This is a genomic window from Pseudomonas sp. NPDC087612, from assembly GCF_044743505.1.
GTDB lineage: Bacteria > Pseudomonadota > Gammaproteobacteria > Pseudomonadales > Pseudomonadaceae > Aquipseudomonas.
The window spans coordinates 98,673-118,340 of the sequence record NZ_JBIUWO010000002.1; the positions used below are offsets into that span (position 1 = coordinate 98,673).

Genomic DNA, 19,668 nt, shown 5'->3' on the forward strand with positions numbered 1-19,668 from the left:
ATCAACGTCGACCCGGGCACCATGAGCCCGATCCAGCACGGTGAAGTGTTCGTCACCCATGACGGCGCCGAGACCGACCTGGACCTGGGCCACTACGAGCGGTTCATCCGCACGACCATGACCCAGAACAACAACTTCACCACCGGCCGTATCTACGAGCACGTGCTGCGCAAAGAGCGCCGTGGTGATTACCTGGGCGCGACCATCCAGGTCATTCCGCACATCACCGACGAGATCAAGCGCCGCATCATCAAGGGTGCCGGCGACGCCGACGTGGCCCTGGTGGAAATCGGCGGTACCGTGGGTGACATCGAGTCGCAACCGTTCCTCGAGGCTATCCGTCAGCTGCGCGTCGAAGTGGGCTCCAAGCGCGCCATGCTGATGCACCTGACCCTGGTGCCGTACATCGCCACCGCTGGCGAGACCAAGACCAAGCCAACCCAGCACTCGGTCAAGGAGCTGCGCTCCATCGGCCTGCAGCCAGACGTGCTGATCTGCCGCTCCGACCATCCGGTGGATGTCTCCTCGCGCCGCAAGATCGCCCTGTTCACCAACGTCGAAGAGCGTGCGGTGATTTCCCTGGAAGACGTCGACACCATCTACAAGATCCCGGCCGTACTGCACGCCCAGGGCCTGGATGACTTCGTCGTCGAGCGTTTCGGCCTGCAATGCAACGGTGCCGACCTGTCCGAGTGGGAAAAGGTCGTCGACGCCAAGCTCAATCCCGAGCACGAAGTCACCATCGCCATGGTCGGCAAGTACATGGAACTGCTGGACGCCTACAAGTCGCTGATCGAAGCGATGAGCCATGCCGGCATCCAGAACCGCACCAAGGTCAACCTGCGCTACATCGACTCCGAAGACATAGAGAACCAGGGCACCAGCCTGCTCGAAGGCGCCGATGCGATCCTGGTTCCAGGCGGTTTCGGCCTGCGTGGCGTCGAAGGCAAGATCACTGCCGTGCAATATGCTCGCGAGAACAAGGTCCCGTACCTGGGTATCTGCCTGGGCATGCAGGTGGCGGTCATCGAATTCGCCCGTAACGTCATGGGCTGGAAAGACGCCAACTCCACCGAGTTCGATCGCAACAGCGGTCACCCGGTCGTCGGCCTGATCACCGAGTGGGAAGATGCCACCGGCGCAGTCGAAACCCGTACCGAAGCCTCGGACCTGGGCGGCACCATGCGTCTGGGCGCCCAGGAATGCCAGCTGGCAAGCGGCTCCAAGGTTCACGACTGCTACGCCAAGGACGTGATCGTCGAGCGTCATCGTCATCGCTACGAAGTGAACAACAACCTGCTGCCACAACTGGTCGAAGCCGGCCTGAAAGTCTCCGGTCGTTCCGGTGACGGCGCGCTGGTCGAAGTGGTCGAGTCCCAGGATCATCCATGGTTCGTCGCTTGCCAGTTCCACCCGGAGTTCACCTCGACCCCGCGTGACGGCCATCCGCTGTTCAGCGGCTTCGTCAAGGCGGCACTGGCTCAAAAGAACAAGGCCTGATTCATGACCCAGAAGATCATTCGCGTCGGTAACATCGAGATCGCCAACGACAAGCCGTTCGTCCTGTTCGGCGGCATGAACGTGCTGGAATCCCGTGACCTGGCCATGAAGGTCTGTGAAGAGTACGTGCGGGTTACCGAGAAACTCGGTATCCCTTACGTGTTCAAGGCCAGCTTCGACAAGGCCAACCGTTCGTCGATCAACTCCTACCGTGGCCCTGGCCTGGAAGAGGGGATGAAGATCTTCGAAGAGATCAAGAAGACCTTCAACGTGCCGGTCATCACCGACGTGCACGAGCCAGAACAGGCTGCTGCGGTGGCCAAGGTCTGCGACATCATCCAGTTGCCGGCCTTCCTCTCGCGCCAGACCGACCTGGTGGTGGCCATGGCCAAGACCGGCGCGGTGATCAACATCAAGAAAGCCCAGTTCCTCGCACCCCAGGAAATGAAACACATCCTGACCAAGTGCGAAGAGGCCGGTAACGATCAGTTGATCCTCTGCGAGCGTGGTTCAAGCTTCGGTTACAACAACCTGGTGGTGGACATGCTCGGCTTCGGCATCATGAAGCAGTTCGAGTACCCGGTGTTCTTCGACGTCACCCACTCCCTGCAGATGCCGGGTGGTCGCGCCGATTCCGCCGGTGGTCGCCGCGCCCAGGTCACCGACCTGGCCAAGGCAGGCCTGAGCCAGGGCCTGGCTGGCCTGTTCCTCGAGGCGCATCCGGATCCGGACAACGCCAAGTGTGACGGTCCTTGCGCTCTGCGCCTGGACAAACTGGAGCCTTTCCTGGCCCAGCTCAAGCAACTTGATGACCTGGTGAAGAGTTTTCCGACGGTAGAAACCGCGTAATCCTCGATTCTCCGGTAAAGTACCCCCCGTTCAACCTCTGACCCTCGGGTCAGGGGTCTGCTTTCGCCGGGCCTGCCTGTTTCAAATTGCCCGGCGAGCGGCAAGATTTTTCTCAGCTGCGTTGTTTTCGTCAATTCTGGAGTGCTTACAACAATGGCAAAAATCGTCGACATCAAAGGTCGTGAAGTTCTCGATTCGCGTGGTAACCCTACCGTAGAAGCGGACGTGCTGCTCGACAACGGCATCATCGGCAGCGCCTGCGCGCCGTCCGGTGCTTCCACTGGCTCGCGCGAAGCGCTGGAGCTGCGTGATGGCGACAAGAGCCGTTACATGGGCAAGGGCGTACTCAAGGCAGTTGCCAACATCAACGGCCCGATCCGCGACCTGCTGCTGGGCAAGGACCCGGTTGACCAGAAAGCCCTCGACCGCGCCATGATCGAACTGGACGGTACCGAGAACAAGGCCAAGCTGGGCGCCAACGCCATCCTCGCCGTGTCCCTGGCTGCCGCCAAGGCCGCTGCCCAGGACCAGGACCTGCCGCTGTACGCGCACATCGCCAACCTCAACGGCACCCCAGGTCAGTACTCGATGCCGGTTCCGATGATGAACATCATCAACGGCGGCGAGCACGCCGACAACAACGTCGACATCCAGGAGTTCATGGTTCAGCCGGTTGGCGCCAAGACCTTCTCCGACGCGCTGCGCATGGGCACCGAGATTTTCCATCACCTCAAGGCTGTGCTGAAGGCCCGTGGCCTGAACACCGCTGTCGGTGACGAAGGTGGTTTCGCGCCTAACCTGGCATCCAACGAAGACGCGCTGTCGGCCATCGCCGAAGCCATCGCCAACGCCGGTTACAAGCTGGGCACCGACGTGACCCTGGCCCTGGACTGCGCGGCCAGCGAGTTCTACGAAGATGGCAAGTACAACCTGTCCGGCGAAGGCAAGTCGTTCGACGCCGAAGGTTTTGCCGACTACCTCAAAGGCTTGACCGAGCGCTTCCCGATCATCTCGATCGAAGACGGCCTGGACGAGTCCGACTGGGCTGGCTGGAAGATCCTCACCGACAAGATCGGCGCCAAGGTGCAACTGGTCGGTGACGACCTGTTCGTGACCAACACCAAGATCTTGAAAGAAGGCATCGACAAGAGCATCGCCAACTCGATCCTGATCAAGTTCAACCAGATCGGCTCGCTGACCGAAACCCTGGAAGCCATCCAGATGGCCAAGGCTGCCGGTTACACCGCGGTAATCTCGCACCGTTCGGGCGAAACCGAAGACTCGACCATTGCCGACCTGGCCGTGGGTACCGCTGCCGGCCAGATCAAGACCGGTTCGCTGTGCCGTTCCGACCGCGTCTCCAAGTACAACCAACTGCTGCGTATCGAAGAGCAACTGGGCAGCAAGGCTGTGTACCGTGGCCGTGCCGAGTTTCGCGGCTAAGCAAGAGATGGTAAAAAGACCGCAGCAAAGCGGCGCCGAACGGTCATACTGATCGTTCAGAAGCCCTTGCTGCAGGTGTCTGAACACAAAGCCTGGCTTCGGCCAGGCTTCGTGCCATCAGCGACCTGCAGATGTGGCGGTCTTTTCCACTGGATACCCTGATGCGCAGTCCTTATTGGTTGTTCCTCGTCTTGCTCCTGCTGCTCGGTGGCCTGCAGTATCGTCTGTGGGTGGGCAATGGCAGCCTGGCCCAGGTCACCGAACTCAAGCAACAGATCGCTGACCAGCACGCTGAAAACGAGCGTTTGCTGGAGCGTAACCGTGTGCTTGATGCCGAGGTACTGGAGTTGAAGAAAGGTATGGAAACCGTCGAAGAACGGGCTCGCCACGAACTGGGTATGGTCAAGGAGGGCGAAACCCTCTACCAGCTCGCCCAATGAACCCGACCTTGCCGGCCTTCTGGGCCGTGATTCCCGCCGCGGGTGTTGGTGCCCGCATGGCTGCCGACCGTCCCAAGCAGTACCTGCAGTTGGGCGGGCAGACCATTCTCGAGCATAGCCTCGACTGTTTTCTTGACCATCCCTGTGTCAAAGGGGTGGTGGTCAGCGTTGCCGCTGACGATCCCTACTGGCCCGGTTTACGCTGCGCCAGCGATCCCCGTATCCAGCGTGCCGAAGGCGGCCAGGAACGTGCCGATTCGGTGCTCAATGCCTTGTTGCTGCTGCACGCCCAGGGCGCGGCGGACAGCGACTGGGTGCTGGTGCACGACGCCGCGCGGCCGAACCTGGCCCGCAGCGACCTCGACCGCTTGCTCGCAGAGCTTGCCGATGACCCGGTGGGTGGACTGCTGGCGGTGCCGGCACGCGATACCCTCAAGCGCGCCGATGCCAACGGCCGGGTCAGCAGCACAATCGACCGCAGTACCGTGTGGCAGGCCTACACGCCACAGATGTTCCGCCTCGGTGCCTTGCACCGGGCCCTGGCCGACAGCCTGGTGGCCGACGTGGCGATTACCGACGAGTCATCGGCCATCGAATGGGCCGGGCAGGCGCCGCGCCTGATCGAAGGGCGCAGCGACAACATCAAGGTCACCCGCCCCGAAGACCTCGAGTGGCTGCGCCAGCGCTGGGCCAAGCGCGGTTGAGCACTCTTCGCGGGGCAAGCCCGCTCCTGCAGTAGGAGCGGGCTTGCCCCGCGATGCTTTTCAGGCACCTCGATACTCAGGCAACCCCGCCAACCCCTCACGCAAATAGTCCACCAGCTTGCGCACTTTCGGCGACAGATGCCGCTGCTGCGGATACAGCGCCCACACCGCGGTATTGGGCGGTTGATGCGCTTCCAGCAGTGACACCAGCGCGCCGGTTTTGAGGTGTTCAAGCACGTAGTAGTCCGGCAACTGGCACAAGCCCATCCCTTGCAGCGCCGCGTCCAGCACTGCCTGGCCGCTGTTGCAGCGCCAGTTGCCCTGAACCCGCTGGCCGATCTCCCGCCCGTCCAGTTGCAGCGCCCAGTTGTCGGAGCTGCCGATCAGGCAGTTGTGCCGCGCCAGCTCCGACAGGCTGTGCGGGCGGCCGTAGCGTTCCAGATACGCAGGTGACGCGCACAGGTACATGCGCCGCGGCGCCAGGCGCGTGGCCACCAGCCGCGAGTCCTGCAAACGGCCCAGGCGAATGGCCAGGTCCATGCCCTCATGCACCAGGTCCAGCGGGCGGTTGCTCAGTTCGATGTCCACGCGCAGTTGCGGATAGGCGGCCATGAAGCGCGTCACCAGCGGCACGATGAAGCGCTCACCGTAGGCCACGGCGCAAGTCATACGCAGCAGCCCTTTGGGCTCGCTGGTCAGGTCGCCCATGGCGCGCAGGGCTTCTTCGCGGCCGTCCTGCAGGCGTTGGCAATGCTGCAGGAAGGTCTGCCCGGCTTCGCTCAGGGTCACCCGCCGGGTGCTGCGGTACAGCAAGCGGGTTTGCAGGCGTTCTTCCAGGCGGGCGATCTGCCGGCTGACGTGGGACGACGACACCCCGAGGCGTTCGGCGGCGGCGGTGAACTGCCCGGCTTCGGCGACGGCCACGAATTCGTCGATACCCTCCCACAGATTGCTCATTGATTATCCCTGTACAGCAATAATGTTTTGTCTTTGCCTGGATTATTCATCAAATATCGATGAATTACACTGCAAGCCTGAACTGACCCCTTGCTGGAGAAGATTGATGATCAAGTCCCGTGCCGCCGTTGCCTTCGAGGCCAAGAAACCGCTGGAGATCGTCGAAGTCGACGTGGCCATGCCCAAGGCCGGCGAGGTGCTGCTGCGCGTGGTCGCCAGCGGCGTCTGCCATACCGATGCCTACACCCTGTCGGGCGCCGACCCGGAAGGCATCTTCCCGTCGATCCTCGGCCACGAGGGCGGCGCCATCGTCGAAGCCATCGGTGCGGGCGTGACCTCGGTTGCCGTTGGCGATCATGTGATCCCGCTGTACACCCCCGAGTGCGGCCAGTGCAAATTCTGCCGCTCCGGCAAGACCAACCTGTGCCAGGCCATCCGCGCCACCCAGGGCAAGGGCCTGATGCCCGACGGCAGCACGCGCTTCTCCTACAAGGGCCAGCAGTTGTTCCACTACATGGGCACCTCGACTTTTTCCGAGTACACCGTGCTGCCGGAAATCTCCGTGGCCAAGATCCAGAAAGAAGCCCCGCTGGAGAAGGTCTGCCTGCTCGGTTGCGGCGTAACCACCGGTATCGGCGCGGTGCTCAACACCGCCAAGGTCAAGCCGGGCGATACCGTGGCCATCTTCGGCCTGGGCGGCATTGGCCTGTCGGCGATCATCGGTGCGGTGAAGGCCAAGGCTTCGCGGATCATTGCCGTGGACATCAACCCGAGCAAGTTCGAGATCGCCAAACAGCTGGGTGCCACCGACTGCGTCAACCCGAAAGACTACGACCGTCCGATCCAGGAAGTGATCGTCGACCTCACCGATGGTGGTGTCGACTTCTCGTTCGAGTGCGTGGGTAACGTGCAACTGATGCGTGCGGCGCTGGAATGCTGTCACAAGGGCTGGGGCGAGTCGGTGATCATCGGCGTTGCCGGTGCCGGCCAGGAAATTTCCACCCGTCCGTTCCAGCTGGTGACTGGCCGGGTCTGGCGCGGTTCGGCCTTCGGTGGCGTGCGTGGCCGCAGCGAGCTGCCAAGCTACGTGGAAATGTCGGAAAAAGGCGAAATCCCGTTGGATACCTTCATCACCCACACCATGGGCCTGGAAGACATCAACAAGGCATTCGACCTGATGCACGAAGGCAAGAGCATTCGCAGCGTCATCCACTTCTGAGGTCTGCCATGAGCCTGGAAAACATCTCTTGCCAGAAGAGCTTCGGCGGCTGGCATAAACGCTACCGCCATCGCTCCCAGGTGCTCGGCTGCGACATGGTGTTTGCCGTGTACCTGCCGCCGCAGGCCGAGCAGGGCGGCAAGCTGCCGGTCCTGTACTGGCTGAGCGGCCTGACTTGCACCGACGAGAATTTCATGCAAAAGGCCGGTGCGCACAAGCTGGCTGCCGAGCTTGGCTTGATCATCGTCGCCCCTGACACCAGCCCGCGCGGGCTGCAGGTGCCGGCTGATCCTGATGGCGCCTGGGACTTCGGCCTTGGGGCCGGGTTCTACCTCAACGCCACCGAGCAGCCGTGGGCCCAGCACTACCGCATGCACGACTATGTGGTGGAGGAATTGCCGGCATTGGTCGAGGCGCATTTCCCGGCCTCAAGTCAGCGCGGTATCAGCGGTCATTCCATGGGCGGCCATGGTGCGCTGGTGTGCGCTTTGCGCAACCCGGGGCGTTACCGTTCGGTGTCGGCGTTCGCGCCGATCAGCAACCCGATGGATTGCCCGTGGGGGCAGAAGGCCTTCAGTCGCTACCTGGGTGAGGACCGGGCGCGCTGGCGCGAGTGGGATGCCAGCGTGTTGCTCGCCGAGGCTGGCGAGCGCTTGCCGCTGCTGGTCGACCAGGGCGATCGCGATGATTTTCTCGATAACCAGCTCAAGCCGCAGGTGCTCGAGCAGGCGGCCAGGGTGGCGGGCCATCCGCTGACCTTGCGCCTGCAACCGGGCTATGACCACAGCTACTACTTCATTGCCAGCTTCATTGATGACCACTTGCGGCATCATGCCGCAGCGCTGATAGGCCCGGGTAACTGATCCTACAAATCAAGCCCAAGCGCCGGCAAAGCAGGTAGAATCACGCCCTGACTCAATCAGGGCGTTTTTTTATGCGTATTGGCCACGGCTACGATGTGCACCGCTTCGCGGAAGGCGATTTCATCACCTTGGGTGGGGTGCGCATTGCGCACAAGTTCGGGCTGCTGGCCCATTCTGATGGCGACGTTGTGCTGCACGCCCTGAGCGATGCCCTGCTTGGCGCTGCGGCGCTGGGCGATATCGGCAAGCATTTCCCCGACACCGATCCGCAGTTCAAGGGCGCCGACAGTCGCGTGCTGCTGCGCCATGTGGTGCAGATCGTTCAGGCCAAGGGCTGGAAGGTCGGTAACATCGACGCCACCATCGTTGCCCAGGCACCGAAGATGGCCCCGCATATCGACACCATGCGCCAGTTGATCGCCCAGGACCTGCAGGTCGAGCTGGATCAGGTCAACGTCAAGGCCACCACCACCGAAAAGCTTGGTTTTACCGGGCGTGAGGAAGGCATCGCGGTTCACGCCGTTGCCCTGTTGCTGCCGGCATGATGAGCGAACTCGAACTGCTCGGCCCGCGTGCTGCGGGCCAAGCGCTGGGCAGCGCAATTCTCAAGGCCAGCGCCGAAGACTTCCAGGTCGATGAAGTACTCGACATTCCCCTCAGCGGCAGCGGTGAACACCTGTGGCTGTGGGTCGAAAAACGTGACCTCAACACCGAAGAGGCTGCCCGTCGCCTGGCCCGCGCCGCCGGCGTGCCGCTGCGCAGCATCAGCTACGCCGGCCTCAAGGACCGCCAGGCGCTGACCCGCCAGTGGTTCAGCCTGCACCTGCCGGGCAAGGCCGACCCGGACCTGAGCGCCGCCGAAAACCACACCCTGAGCATCCTCAAGCAGACCCGCCACTCACGCAAGCTGCAGCGCGGCGCGCATTCGGCCAACGGCTTCACCTTGCGCCTCACCGGCCTCAAGGCTGAGCGTGCGGCGCTGGATGCACGGCTTGAGCAAATCCGTAGCCAGGGCGTGCCTAACTACTTTGGCTCCCAGCGCTTTGGTCACGACGGCGGCAATGTCCACGACGCCCGTGAGTGGGCGAACCGCCAGGCCTTGCCTGAGCAGCGCAACGTTCGTTCGCGGCTGCTCTCCAGCGCCCGCAGCTACCTGTTCAACCAGGTGCTGGCCGCACGTGTCGCCGACGGCAGCTGGCAGCAGGCACAGGTCGGTGACCTGCTGGCGTTTACCGACAGCCGCAGCTTCTTTCCGGCAGGCGAGGCGGAATGCTCCGATCCGCGCCTGGCAATTCTCGACCTGCACCCCACCGGCCCGCTATGGGGCGAGGGGCAGTCCGGCGCCAGCGGCGCGGCTGGTGAACTCGAGCAACGTATCGGTGAACAGCATGGCGCCTTGTGCCAATGGCTGGCGCGGGCGGGCATGAGTCACGAACGACGCATTCTGCGACTGCCCATTAGCGGGCTGACGTGGCATTATCCCGAGCCTGATATCCTGCAACTGGAATTCGTCCTTCCGGCCGGATGCTTCGCCACCGTGGTGGTGCGCGAGCTTGTTGATCTGGTGCCGGCAGGGCAGACGGACAGCCCATGCGTATTCTGATTTCGAACGACGACGGGGTTACCGCACCCGGTCTCGCCGCGCTGCATGCTGCGCTGGCGGATTATGCCGAATGTGTGGTGATCGCCCCGGACCAGGACAAAAGCGGCGCCAGCAGCTCGCTGACGCTCGACCGGCCGCTGTGCCCGCAAACCCTGGCCAATGGTTTTATCAGCCTCAACGGCACGCCGACCGATTGCGTCCACCTGGGCCTCAACGGCCTGCTGCCGACCCCTCCGGACATGGTGGTGTCGGGGATCAACCTGGGCGCCAACCTTGGCGATGACGTGCTGTATTCGGGCACCGTGGCTGCTGCGCTTGAGGGCCGTTTTCTCGGCGGTACCTCGTTTGCCTTCTCGTTGCTCTCGCGCCTGCCCGACAACCTGCCGACAGCTGCCTACTTCGCCCGCAAGCTGGTCGAGGCTCATGCCAGCCTCGAGCTGCCACCTCGTACGGTGCTCAACGTCAATATCCCCAACCTGCCGCTGGAACACATCCGCGGCATTCAGTTGACCCGCCTGGGCCATCGCGCCCGCGCTGCGGCACCGACCAAGGTGGTCAATCCGCGGGGCAAGGAAGGCTACTGGATCGCCGTGGCCGGTGATGCCGAAGATGGCGGCCCGGGGACCGATTTCCACGCGGTGATGCAGGGCTACGTCTCGATCACTCCGCTGCAGCTCGACCGGACCTTCAACGATGCCTTCGAGCGCCTCGACGGCTGGCTGGAGGGCTTACTCTGATGCGCGAACAGGATGATCTGATGCGCCATGGTATCGGTTTTACCTCTGAGCGAACCCGCGAACGGCTGATCAAGCGCCTGATCGAGGAAGGGGTCTCGAACCCCAAGGTGATCGAGGTACTGCGCCGCACGCCTCGGCACCTGTTCGTCGATGAAGCCCTGGCCCACCGTGCCTACGAAGACACGGCGTTGCCAATCGGCAACAACCAGACCATCTCCCAGCCGTTCATGGTCGCGCACATGAGCGAGCTGCTGCTCGAAGCCGGTCCCCTGGACAAGGTGCTGGAGATCGGCACCGGTTCCGGCTACCAGACCGCAATTCTTGCGCAACTGGTCGAGCGGGTGTTTTCCGTCGAGCGTATCAAGGTCCTGCAGGACCGCGCCAAGGAGCGCCTGATCGAGCTGAACCTGCGCAACGTGGTGTTCCGTTGGGGCGATGGTTGCGAAGGCTGGCCGGCACTTGCGCCTTACAACGGCATCATCGTCACCGCGGTCGCGCCCGAGGTGCCCCAGGCCCTGCTCGACCAGCTCGCCCCGGGCGGGCGCATGGTCATACCGGTGGGGCCGGCCGGTGAAACCCAGCAGTTGATGCTGATCGTGCGCGAAGAACACGGCTTCTCGCGACGGGTGCTGGGCGCCGTGCGTTTTGTGCCGTTGCTCACCGGGCCACTGGCCTGACCGGGCTTTTTTTTCGCCCGGGCGAATTTCGGCGGCATTGCCCTGTCTATCTGGCGGGCTACCATAGTCTGTTACAGATCACGTTTAGCAATGGCCAGACGTCCGCATGGCGGCGCGCTCGGGTATAATTGCAACAATATTGCATTTTTTACATCGGTCACCATTAGAGGGAGCGGCGGGTGGGTCACACAAACATTCGGCAGCGCAAGGATCCATCGAGCTTCAAGCTTCTGCTGATTGCACTGGCCGTGGGTACGCTGGTGACGGGGTGCTCGAGCACGTCTTCCAACAGCGTCCGGGTGGTCGATCGCAACAACGCCGCGCCCAAACGCCCTGTGGTCACCACCGGTCAATACCTGGTGCGCCCCGGCGACACGCTGTTCTCCATCGCCTTTCGCTATGGCTGGGACTACAAGGCCCTGGCCGCGCGCAACGGTATCGCTGCGCCGTATACCATTCGTCCGGGCCAGGCGATCCGTTTCGATGGTCGCTCCAGTGGCCCGGCGCCAGTCGTCGGCACCACCGTGGTCACCAGCTCGCCATCTTCTTCAAGCAAGACCACCATCATCAAGCGTCCGCTGGACAGCTCCGGCAAACCAATAACGCCGCCGCCCACCACCGCGCCTGCAAGCACGCCAAACACCGTGCCGGTTGCCCCGGTGGCGACTACCACAGCACCCGTGCAAGTGCCCCCCGCAGGGCGCTCCACGGCCGGCTGGGCCTGGCCGGCCAACGGCGTGCTGATTGGAAAATTTGCTTCAAACGGTAGTTTGAATAAAGGCATTGATATCGCCGGTGATTTGGGACAGCCTGTTTTTGCTGCATCTGATGGTTCAGTTGTCTACGCCGGGAGTGGCTTGCGGGGCTACGGCGAGTTGGTAATCATCAAGCACAACGATACCTACGTCAGTGCCTACGGCCACAACCGCAGGCTTTTGGTTCGGGAGGGACAGCAGGTCAAGGTGGGGCAGACAATTGCCGAAATGGGGTCCACGGGCACAGACCGGGTGAAGCTTCATTTTGAAATTCGCCGCCAGGGCAAACCTGTCGATCCGCTGCAATTCCTGCCACGTCGTTGATTGCTAGGCCCGGCCTGTTCCTCGCGTAGAGGGGACAGGCTCCAGCGCTGCCAGGGATAAAGGCGCCGCTCGAGTCTGAGTTCGAACTCAGCAAAGGACTATAACAATGGCTCTCAGTAAAGAAGTGCCGGAGTTTGACATCGACGATGAGGTTCTCCTGATGGAGACCGGCATTGTTTTGGAAACGGATGTGATGTCAGACGAACCTGCTGTACCTACGGTTCGGACCAAGGCTAAACAGAGCGCTACGCTCAAACAGCACAAGTACATCGACTACACTCGGGCACTTGATGCGACCCAGCTTTACCTCAATGAAATCGGCTTCTCGCCATTGCTCTCTCCGGAAGAAGAAGTGCACTTTGCGCGCCTGTCGCAACGTGGTGATCCGGCCGGGCGCAAGCGCATGATCGAAAGCAACCTGCGCCTGGTGGTTAAAATCGCCCGGCGTTATGTCAACCGGGGGCTTTCGCTGCTCGACCTGATTGAAGAAGGCAACCTCGGCCTGATTCGGGCAGTCGAGAAGTTCGACCCGGAACGCGGCTTCCGTTTCTCTACCTACGCCACCTGGTGGATTCGGCAGACCATCGAACGGGCGATCATGAACCAGACCCGTACCATCCGCTTGCCCATTCACGTGGTCAAGGAACTCAACGTCTACCTGCGCGCCGCCCGCGAACTGACCCAGAAGCTCGATCACGAACCGTCCCCGGAAGAGATCGCCACGCTGCTGGAAAAACCGGTCGGCGAGGTCAAGCGCATGCTTGGGCTCAACGAGCGGGTATCGTCGGTGGACGTGTCCCTGGGGCCGGATTCGGATAAAACCCTGCTCGATACCCTGACCGACGACCGTCCTACTGATCCGTGCGAACTGCTTCAGGATGACGATCTGTCCCAGAGCATCGACCAGTGGCTCAGCGAGCTGACCGACAAGCAGCGCGAGGTAGTGATTCGCCGCTTCGGCCTGCGCGGTCATGAAAGCAGTACGCTGGAAGATGTCGGCCTGGAAATCGGCCTGACCCGGGAACGGGTGCGGCAGATCCAGGTAGAGGGCCTCAAGCGCCTGCGTGAGATCCTTGAAAAGAATGGCCTGTCCAGCGAGTCGCTGTTTCAGTAACGCCAGCGAAATCGTTGTGAAGAACGCCCCGACATGTCGGGGCGTTTTTGCATCTGCAGAACAGCGGTTTACCCGTGAACGGCTTCCCGATGGCGGTCTGGAAACATTCGGGTTTGGGCGCGATCCGACGGCGATGTTGGTACTGTTCTAGTTCATGTAAGCCATCGCTTACTCGTTGTGTAAGCCTTGGCTGTACGCTGTAGTAAATCGTTGTCGTTTTCAGTGTGCGCTTTTGTTTAAGTTATTGATATATAAAGATTTATTTGTTTGTGACAGTACGGTTACCGCAGCTTTTTGAGAGCTTTGTGCTGTTGTGGTAAATCTTGGAAGCGCTAATATTTGTCCTGTGTCTACGGACTGACACAGGCTCTCAAGGATGAAAGCCAAGGACATCGCAGGATGCGATTCATCAGGATGATGAAAGGGAACAAAGGGACTACGGAAAAAATGTGGGCGGGTCAAACCGCCCCTTTTTTTTGCCCGCAACAAACATTAAAAAAGGCCCTCGAAGGGCCTTTTTTGTTGATCCGCGCTTAGCGCTCGAGATCGGCGATCTTGCCTGGCTTGCCATCCCACTCGGCGGCATCTGGCAACGAATCTTTCTTTTCGGTGATGTTCGGCCAGATTTCCGCCAGCTCGGCATTGAGCTCGATGAAGTTCTCCATGCCGGCAGGCACTTCGTCTTCCGAGAAAATGGCGACGGCGGGGCATTCAGGCTCGCACAGTGCACAGTCGATGCACTCGTCCGGGTGAATGACCAGGAAGTTCGGGCCTTCGTAGAAGCAGTCCACCGGACAGACTTCTACGCAGTCGGTGTACTTGCACTTGATGCAGTTGTCGGTGACGACGAAGGTCATTTCTAATTCTCTCCTCAGGCGACGGCAGCGGTGCCCCTCCAGACAGGGCCGCTCGGTTTGGTTGTTCGGCTGCAGGCCAGGCTAGTAACCTGCAGCGCCGCCAAACCGCGCGGGATTCTATCAGCTTGTGCGGGCGCGCGTTATAACAGAGTCTTCAGTGTATAGAGCATTTCGATAGCTTGACGCGGCGTCATATTGTCCAGGTCCAGCTTTCCGAGCTTCTCGATGGCCGGATGCGGCAGGCTGGCAAACAGGTCGCTCTGGTGCGGTACCGCAGGTGCACCTTGCTGCAAGACAGGTGTTTCGTGGGGCAGGCTGGCGGTTTCCAGCCGGCCCAGGTGTTCGCGAGCACGCTGAATCACCGGCGACGGCACGCCGGCCAGCTGCGCCACTGCCAGGCCGTAGCTCTGGCTGGCGGGGCCGGGCAGCACGTGGTGCAGGAACACAATGCGTTCGTTGTGCTCGGTAGCGTTCAGGTGCACGTTGGCCACCAGCGGCTCGCTCTCCGGCAGCACCGTCAGCTCGAAGTAGTGGGTGGCGAACAGCGTGTAGGCGCGCAGCTGCGCCAGGCGCTCGGCGGCGGCCCAGGCCAGCGACAGGCCGTCGAAGGTACTGGTGCCGCGGCCGACTTCGTCCATCAGCACCAGGCTGCGCTCGGTGGCGTTGTGCAAGATGTTGGCGGTTTCGCTCATCTCGACCATGAAGGTCGAACGGCCACCGGCCAGGTCGTCGCTGGAGCCGATACGGGTGAAGATGCGATCCACCAGTGAAAGCTCGCAGGCCGCAGCCGGGACGAAGCTACCAATGTGCGCCATCAGCACGATCAATGCGGTCTGGCGCATGTAGGTGGATTTACCGCCCATGTTCGGACCGGTGATCACCAGCATCCGGGTGTTGTCATCCAGGGCCAGGTCGTTGGCCACGAACGGCGTGGTCAGCACTTGCTCGACCACCGGGTGGCGACCCTGGGTGATGCGCATGCACGGCTCGTCGACGAACTGCGGGCAGTTCAGGTCCAGGTTCAGCGCGCGCTCGGCCAGGTTGCTCAGCACATCCAGCTCGGCCAGGGCCGCAGCGGTGTCCTGCAACGGCGCCAAGTGGCCGATCAGGTTCTCCAGCAGGGCATCGTAGAGCATCTTCTCGCGCGCCAGGGCGCGGCTCTTGGCCGACAGCGCCTTGTCTTCGAAGGTTTTCAGCTCCGGGGTGATGAAGCGCTCAGCGCCCTTGAGGGTCTGGCGGCGGATGTAGTCAGCCGGTGCCTGCTCGGCCTGCTTGCTTGGCAGCTCGATGAAGTAGCCATGCACACGGTTGTAGCCGACCTTGAGGTTGGCCAGGCCCGTGCGGGCTTTCTCGCGGGCTTCCAGATCAATAAGGAACTGCCCGGCGTTCTCGCTCATCGCCAGCAGCTCGTCCAGCTCGCTGTCGTAGCCGGTCTTGAGCACGCCACCGTCGCGGATCACCGCTGGCGGGTTGTCGATGATGGCTTTTGCCAGCAGGTCGGCAAGCTCCGGGTAGGTCCCGGCAATGGCAGCCAGGCGCGCCAGGTGCGGCGCCTCAAGCTCGGCCATGGCGTTCTGCAGTTCCGGCAGGGCACCGAGGGCATCGCGCAGGCGTGCGAGGTCGCGTGGACGGGCGTTGCGCAGGCCGATACGGGCGAGGATACGCTCGATGTCGCCGATTTCCTTCAACTGCGGTTGCAGCTTCTCGAAGCGGTAACCGTCGAGCAGGCAGCGAATCGAGCCCTGACGTGCCTGCAGTACTTTCAGGTCGCGCAGCGGGCGGTTCAGCCAGCGGGTCAGCAGGCGGCTGCCCATCGCGGTCTGGCAGCGGTCGATCACCGATTGCAGGGTGTTGTCGCGGCCACCAGCCAGGTTCACATCCAGCTCAAGATTGCGCCGGCTGGCGCCGTCGAGCACCACGGTGTCGTCCAGGCGTTCATGCTTGAGGCTGCGCAGGTGCGGCAGGGCGGTGCGCTGGGTTTCCTTGGCGTAGCCGAGCAGGCAGCCGGCGGCGCCGATGGCCAGGGTCAGCTTCTCGCAGCCAAAGCCCTTGAGGTCCTGGGTCGCGAACTGCTGGCAAAGGCTTTTGCGTGCCGAATCGCGGTCAAAATCCCACGGCGCACGGCGACGTGCGCCACGGCGTTTTTCCGCCGGCAGGCCCTGGGGCCAGTCGTCGGGGATCAATAGTTCGACCGGGTTGATGCGCTCGAGCTCGGCCAGCAGGTTTTCCCAGCCCTTGATCTCGAGCACGCTGAAATTGCCGCTGGTGATGTCCAGCACAGCCAGGCCGAACAGGCGCTCGTCGCCCAGCACGGCGGCGATCAGGTTGTCGCGGCGCTCATCGAGCAGCGCTTCGTCACTGACCGTGCCCGGGGTAATGATGCGCACCACCTGGCGCTCGACCGGGCCCTTGCTGGTGGCCGGATCGCCGATCTGTTCGCAGATCACCACCGACTCGCCCAGCTTGACCAGCTTGGCCAGGTAGCCCTCGGCCGCATGGAAGGGGATACCGCACATGGGGATCGACTGGCCCGCCGACTGCCCGCGGGCGGTCAGGGTGATGTCCAGGAGTTTGGCAGCCTTCTTCGCGTCTTCGTAGAAGATCTCGTAAAAGTCGCCCATGCGGTAGAACATCAGCTGGTCCGGGTGCTGGTTTTTCAGCTTCCAGTACTGCTGCATCATCGGGGTGTGTGCGGACAAATCAGAAATTGCTTTATTCATCAATTAGTTAGGGCTTTTTTAAGCTGGCGCTGGGGCAAAATTCGGGCATAGCTTCCAGTGCAATGCTTGGGGTGATCTCGATGACGGGTAGGGTACCACAGTCCTAGTGACCTCTAGGGGGGCGGCTCTGTTGTGAAGCCTGAAGGAGGGGCAGTCAGTGCAGCATCTGCTCGTTGCGCTACCAATCGGCCTTGCGCTGACGTTACGCTCTGAAGTTGATGGTATATTCCAGACCTTTTTCCAGGGGAGGGAATGTTTTGAAGCGTCGTCAGTTGTTGAGATTTTCGGCTTTTGGAGCTGCTGCCGCAGCAATTTCTGGACCTCTGATGACGTCAGCCGCAATCGCATCAGCCAAAGACCAGCACATGGTCTCGGTGGCGGAGTTTGGTATAGTTCCAGATGGGAAAACAAACTGGGAGAATACAAAAAACTGGTTACCCATGCTCCTCGCCTCTGTCGAGACAGGTGTCTACTGGCCTCCGGGGTACTATGCCACAGGTATAAACTTCAACCGTTCATTGAGCGGAGCAAGAATGCACTTCCAGCCTGGGGCTGTTCTGGGAGGCGTTGTTCACATGATAAGTGGACCTCAGCCTAGATCTTTTGAAATTACCAAGATACAACGCTCCGCTGGCGTAGTGACGGTAAATGTCAAGTCGGCACATAGCTTTCAGGTTGGCGATTCTATTCAGGTTCGGAACGTGTCGGGTGAGCGATCTGAGTTCAATGGCGATAGGTATCGAGTAACAGCGGCTGATGGTGTCGCTTTGCAGTATATCGAGTCTAAGCCAGATGATGTTGGAGCATTGCTGAGAGCCTCTGCAATCAATGAAACTCCACTGATGAATGTTCGTATTACCGGTGTATTAACGACCACCGATCGGCTGGGCACTATCAATTGCAAAAATTGCTATATCGAAAGTTGCTGGATCTTGAATGATCCAGAGCGACACAGTGCTGTCCCAGGGGGGGGGAGCCGGGGCGCGCATATCTACGCAGGTACAGACGGCTTGAGGATTGATCGGCTTGTAATCGACTATGCCGGCGGACCCAATACTGCAGCGGCTTTTGCGATCGATGGTCATGGGTGGAATCCATCAAACTGCACGTTTGGATTTGTGCATATAAAGAATAGCGCTTTTCATGGGGCTTATATCACCGGTTTTGGCCACAGGATAGACAATTTGGTCATCGATGCTTTTGCGGCAGAAAACACGGTATGCCCGACGCTTCAAGACTCCAATGGGATTGAGCAGTCAAACGAAATCAAGGGGCTCTGGGTAAACAGGTGCTGGGACACCCACATCAGGCGCTTATCCATGAATCAGAAAAATGACGGAAAAACTCAGGCTCAGTGGCTGCATGCTTTAATCGAGGATACCGGAAACACGCTGTACGGGGTATCTGCTGGAGAAGTTGAGATCACCGAGTGGGTCGCTGATTCGGTCGGCAGTGGCGGAGTCCGGTTTGGTGATGCTGAGAAGTTTAAGTCGCTGTGGTGCAACTTTAAATCGAAGGTCATGCGGGTCAATACATCAAGTGCTTTCTCGGGAGGCGCGCCTGTCTTGGTAAATGCCACCTTGCAAGTGTCTCGTGTGGATGTTGAACAATTTGTTCTTAATGGTCGCGTTGTGCCGTCGACCAGTGGTGGGTTCACGACGGGGCCCCGGAAAACGTCGTAGCGCAACCGTCCGCGTAAGAAGCTTTCGTGGCTCAGGACGTTTATGCCCTCTCATGCATCAAGGCAATTGCATTCTTTGTTTAGCCCCGGCATTATGCATTTTATGCAAAAACGCAACGTAGCATCCGTCCTCAGAGCACTGCTCGATCGTCACGGTATCTCCCCCACGGAGCTGCACCGTCGTACCGGCGTGCCGCAATCCACCCTGTCGCGCATTCTCAGCGAGAAGATCGTCGATCCCTCTGACAAGCACGTGTCGAAGATCGCCGAGTATTTCGGTGTCAGCACCGACCAGTTGCGCGGTCGCCTCGAGCTCGGTGACAGCCGCGAAGCCGCGCCCGCGCGTAGCCACGCTGAGTTGAACGACATCAGCCTGTGGGATGACGACACCCCCGTCGAGGACGACGAGGTGTCCATTCCGTTTCTTCGCGAGGTCGAGTTGGCAGCAGGATCAGGAAGATTCGTCATCGAAGAAAGCGAGAAGGCCAGCCTGCGCTTTGGCAAGCGCAGCCTGCGCCACAACGGTGTGCAGTTTGACCAGGCCAAGTGCGTGACGGTACGCGGCAACAGCATGTTGCCGGTACTGCGTGACGGCGCCACGGTGGGCGTCAACGCCGGTAAAAGCGGCATCGGTGACATCGTCGACGGCGACCTGTATGCCATCAATCACAACGGCCAGCTGCGGGTCAAGCAGCTCTACCGCCTGCCTACCGGTATTCGCCTGCGCAGCTTCAACCGCGACGAACACCCGGATGAAGACTACAGCTTCCAGCAGATGCAGGAAGAGCAGATCAGCATCCTTGGGCATGTGTTCTGGTGGGGCATGTACGCCCGCTGAGTAGTCCGCGTCCTCAGAAAACCCGCTTCGGCGGGTTTTTTTTCGCCTGCAGAAAAGTGGTCCAGCCCAGGTAGGGGAAGGCCTACATGCGCAGGTGCATTTTCTCATGCATAAATATTTCCACAAATGCATTGACTGCATATGCATCAATGCATAATCTTTGTCTCAAGCCGGTCGACACCGGTAGTGACAAAGGCAGCGATGAACAGGCCTGAACTGTTCAGAGGGTTGGCAACTGGCCCGGGTGTGCAGCGTAAAGCACCACAAGCAGTTATCCGGCGGGCAGGTGGCCGCGGCCGGAGGAACAATTTGAAGCGGAGTCGCCCAGCGCACCAGTCGTGGCGGGCGGTTCGACAACGCATTACTGAAAAGCCTGGGGAGGCCGGG

At 61.0% G+C, this 19,668-nt stretch carries 18 protein-coding genes (1 of these 18 cut by a window edge); 15 read left to right on the forward strand and 3 right to left on the reverse strand.

The features are described from left to right. The 5 genes from ACIOVF_RS03975 to ispD form a co-directional block, all read left to right on the forward strand. On the forward strand, positions 1-1,500 hold the 3' portion of the coding sequence (locus tag ACIOVF_RS03975; RefSeq protein WP_401287716.1) for a CTP synthase. The gene continues 84 nt to the left of window position 1, outside the view; 1,500 of the gene's 1,584 nt are visible here — the last part of the coding sequence; the start codon falls outside the window, past its left edge; it ends in the stop codon at positions 1,498-1,500. Between the two features lie 3 nt (positions 1,501-1,503). Continuing rightward, positions 1,504-2,349 (forward strand): 3-deoxy-8-phosphooctulonate synthase, encoded by an 846-nt coding sequence (gene kdsA / locus ACIOVF_RS03980; RefSeq protein ID WP_045193613.1) that lies wholly within the window; start codon positions 1,504-1,506, stop codon positions 2,347-2,349. A gap of 153 nt (positions 2,350-2,502) precedes the next feature. After that, entirely contained in the window at positions 2,503-3,792 is a 1,290-nt protein-coding gene (gene eno / locus ACIOVF_RS03985) for a phosphopyruvate hydratase (protein ID WP_045193612.1), read from the forward strand. 161 nt (positions 3,793-3,953) lie between these two features. Beyond that, positions 3,954-4,232 (forward strand): cell division protein FtsB, encoded by a 279-nt coding sequence (gene ftsB, locus ACIOVF_RS03990; protein WP_038996723.1) that lies wholly within the window; start codon positions 3,954-3,956, stop codon positions 4,230-4,232. Beyond that, positions 4,229-4,936, forward strand: coding sequence for a 2-C-methyl-D-erythritol 4-phosphate cytidylyltransferase (gene ispD, locus ACIOVF_RS03995; protein ID WP_045193610.1), 708 nt, complete (start codon positions 4,229-4,231; stop codon positions 4,934-4,936). The genes ftsB and ispD overlap by 4 nt, the downstream gene beginning before the upstream one ends. A 60-nt stretch (positions 4,937-4,996) precedes the next feature. Here the strand turns inward: ispD and ACIOVF_RS04000 are convergent, their stop codons facing one another. After that, positions 4,997-5,893, reverse strand: a complete 897-nt coding sequence (locus ACIOVF_RS04000) for a LysR substrate-binding domain-containing protein (RefSeq protein ID WP_045193609.1) — start codon at positions 5,891-5,893, stop codon at positions 4,997-4,999. Positions 5,894-5,999: 106 nt separating this feature from the next. Between ACIOVF_RS04000 and ACIOVF_RS04005 the strand changes: the two genes are divergently transcribed. The 8 genes from ACIOVF_RS04005 (at position 6,000) to rpoS (ending at position 13,185) form a co-directional block, all read left to right on the forward strand. Then, complete coding sequence (locus ACIOVF_RS04005) at positions 6,000-7,112, forward strand: S-(hydroxymethyl)glutathione dehydrogenase/class III alcohol dehydrogenase (protein ID WP_401287722.1); 1,113 nt, start codon at positions 6,000-6,002, stop codon at positions 7,110-7,112. A gap of 8 nt (positions 7,113-7,120) precedes the next feature. Next, entirely contained in the window at positions 7,121-7,975 is an 855-nt protein-coding gene (gene fghA / locus ACIOVF_RS04010) for an S-formylglutathione hydrolase (protein WP_401287725.1), read from the forward strand. Between the two features lie 71 nt (positions 7,976-8,046). Then, on the forward strand, positions 8,047-8,520 hold the full coding sequence (ispF, locus tag ACIOVF_RS04015) for a 2-C-methyl-D-erythritol 2,4-cyclodiphosphate synthase (RefSeq protein WP_045193605.1): 474 nt from the start codon (positions 8,047-8,049) through the stop codon (positions 8,518-8,520). After that, positions 8,520-9,578: a tRNA pseudouridine(13) synthase TruD gene (gene truD, locus ACIOVF_RS04020; RefSeq protein ID WP_401287728.1), complete on the forward strand. Its 1,059-nt coding sequence runs from the start codon at positions 8,520-8,522 to the stop codon at positions 9,576-9,578. The genes ispF and truD overlap by 1 nt, the downstream gene beginning before the upstream one ends. Then, positions 9,566-10,315, forward strand: coding sequence for a 5'/3'-nucleotidase SurE (gene surE / locus ACIOVF_RS04025; protein ID WP_093386651.1), 750 nt, complete (start codon positions 9,566-9,568; stop codon positions 10,313-10,315). Before truD ends, surE begins: the two co-directional genes overlap by 13 nt. Beyond that, the gene (locus tag ACIOVF_RS04030; RefSeq protein ID WP_045193603.1) at positions 10,315-10,992 is read left to right on the forward strand and encodes a protein-L-isoaspartate(D-aspartate) O-methyltransferase; all 678 of its coding nucleotides are present in this window, start codon (positions 10,315-10,317) and stop codon (positions 10,990-10,992) included. The genes surE and ACIOVF_RS04030 overlap by 1 nt, the downstream gene beginning before the upstream one ends. 179 nt (positions 10,993-11,171) lie before the next feature. Continuing rightward, positions 11,172-12,071 (forward strand): peptidoglycan DD-metalloendopeptidase family protein, encoded by a 900-nt coding sequence (locus ACIOVF_RS04035; RefSeq protein WP_045193602.1) that lies wholly within the window; start codon positions 11,172-11,174, stop codon positions 12,069-12,071. A 106-nt stretch (positions 12,072-12,177) separates the two neighbouring features. Continuing rightward, on the forward strand, positions 12,178-13,185 hold the full coding sequence (gene rpoS / locus ACIOVF_RS04040; RefSeq protein ID WP_045193601.1) for an RNA polymerase sigma factor RpoS: 1,008 nt from the start codon (positions 12,178-12,180) through the stop codon (positions 13,183-13,185). Between the two features lie 533 nt (positions 13,186-13,718). Here rpoS and fdxA read toward each other — a convergent pair. Continuing rightward, a complete protein-coding gene (gene fdxA, locus ACIOVF_RS04045; RefSeq protein WP_010224804.1) occupies positions 13,719-14,042 on the reverse strand; it encodes a ferredoxin FdxA in 324 nt (107 codons plus the stop codon). A gap of 140 nt (positions 14,043-14,182) precedes the next feature. Beyond that, positions 14,183-16,750 (reverse strand): DNA mismatch repair protein MutS, encoded by a 2,568-nt coding sequence (mutS, locus tag ACIOVF_RS04050; RefSeq protein ID WP_195885959.1) that lies wholly within the window; start codon positions 16,748-16,750, stop codon positions 14,183-14,185. 269 nt (positions 16,751-17,019) lie between these two features. On the opposite strand from mutS, the gene ACIOVF_RS04055 reads away from it, so the two are divergent. Then, positions 17,020-18,444: a hypothetical protein gene (locus ACIOVF_RS04055; RefSeq protein WP_401287735.1), complete on the forward strand. Its 1,425-nt coding sequence runs from the start codon at positions 17,020-17,022 to the stop codon at positions 18,442-18,444. Between the two features lie 93 nt (positions 18,445-18,537). After that, positions 18,538-19,281 carry a helix-turn-helix transcriptional regulator gene (locus ACIOVF_RS04060; RefSeq protein ID WP_401287738.1) on the forward strand — a complete coding sequence of 248 codons (744 nt, stop codon included), beginning with the start codon at positions 18,538-18,540 and terminating at the stop codon, positions 19,279-19,281. Positions 19,282-19,668: the final 387 nt, after the last annotated feature.

Bases quoted from the DNA above. Each gene is read 5' to 3' on its own strand.
- kdsA (WP_045193613.1), top strand. From the start codon at position 1,504: ATGACCCAGAAGATCATTCGCGTCGGTAACATCGAGATCGCCAACGAC.
- eno (WP_045193612.1), top strand. From the start codon at position 2,503: ATGGCAAAAATCGTCGACATCAAAGGTCGTGAAGTTCTCGATTCGCGT.
- ftsB (WP_038996723.1), top strand. From the start codon at position 3,954: ATGCGCAGTCCTTATTGGTTGTTCCTCGTCTTGCTCCTGCTGCTCGGT.
- ispD (WP_045193610.1), top strand. From the start codon at position 4,229: ATGAACCCGACCTTGCCGGCCTTCTGGGCCGTGATTCCCGCCGCGGGT.
- ACIOVF_RS04000 (WP_045193609.1), bottom strand. From the start codon at position 5,893: ATGAGCAATCTGTGGGAGGGTATCGACGAATTCGTGGCCGTCGCCGAA.
- ACIOVF_RS04005 (WP_401287722.1), top strand. From the start codon at position 6,000: ATGATCAAGTCCCGTGCCGCCGTTGCCTTCGAGGCCAAGAAACCGCTG.
- fghA (WP_401287725.1), top strand. From the start codon at position 7,121: ATGAGCCTGGAAAACATCTCTTGCCAGAAGAGCTTCGGCGGCTGGCAT.
- ispF (WP_045193605.1), top strand. From the start codon at position 8,047: ATGCGTATTGGCCACGGCTACGATGTGCACCGCTTCGCGGAAGGCGAT.
- truD (WP_401287728.1), top strand. From the start codon at position 8,520: ATGAGCGAACTCGAACTGCTCGGCCCGCGTGCTGCGGGCCAAGCGCTG.
- surE (WP_093386651.1), top strand. From the start codon at position 9,566: ATGCGTATTCTGATTTCGAACGACGACGGGGTTACCGCACCCGGTCTC.
- ACIOVF_RS04030 (WP_045193603.1), top strand. From the start codon at position 10,315: ATGCGCGAACAGGATGATCTGATGCGCCATGGTATCGGTTTTACCTCT.
- rpoS (WP_045193601.1), top strand. From the start codon at position 12,178: ATGGCTCTCAGTAAAGAAGTGCCGGAGTTTGACATCGACGATGAGGTT.
- fdxA (WP_010224804.1), bottom strand. From the start codon at position 14,042: ATGACCTTCGTCGTCACCGACAACTGCATCAAGTGCAAGTACACCGAC.
- ACIOVF_RS04060 (WP_401287738.1), top strand. From the start codon at position 18,538: ATGCATTTTATGCAAAAACGCAACGTAGCATCCGTCCTCAGAGCACTG.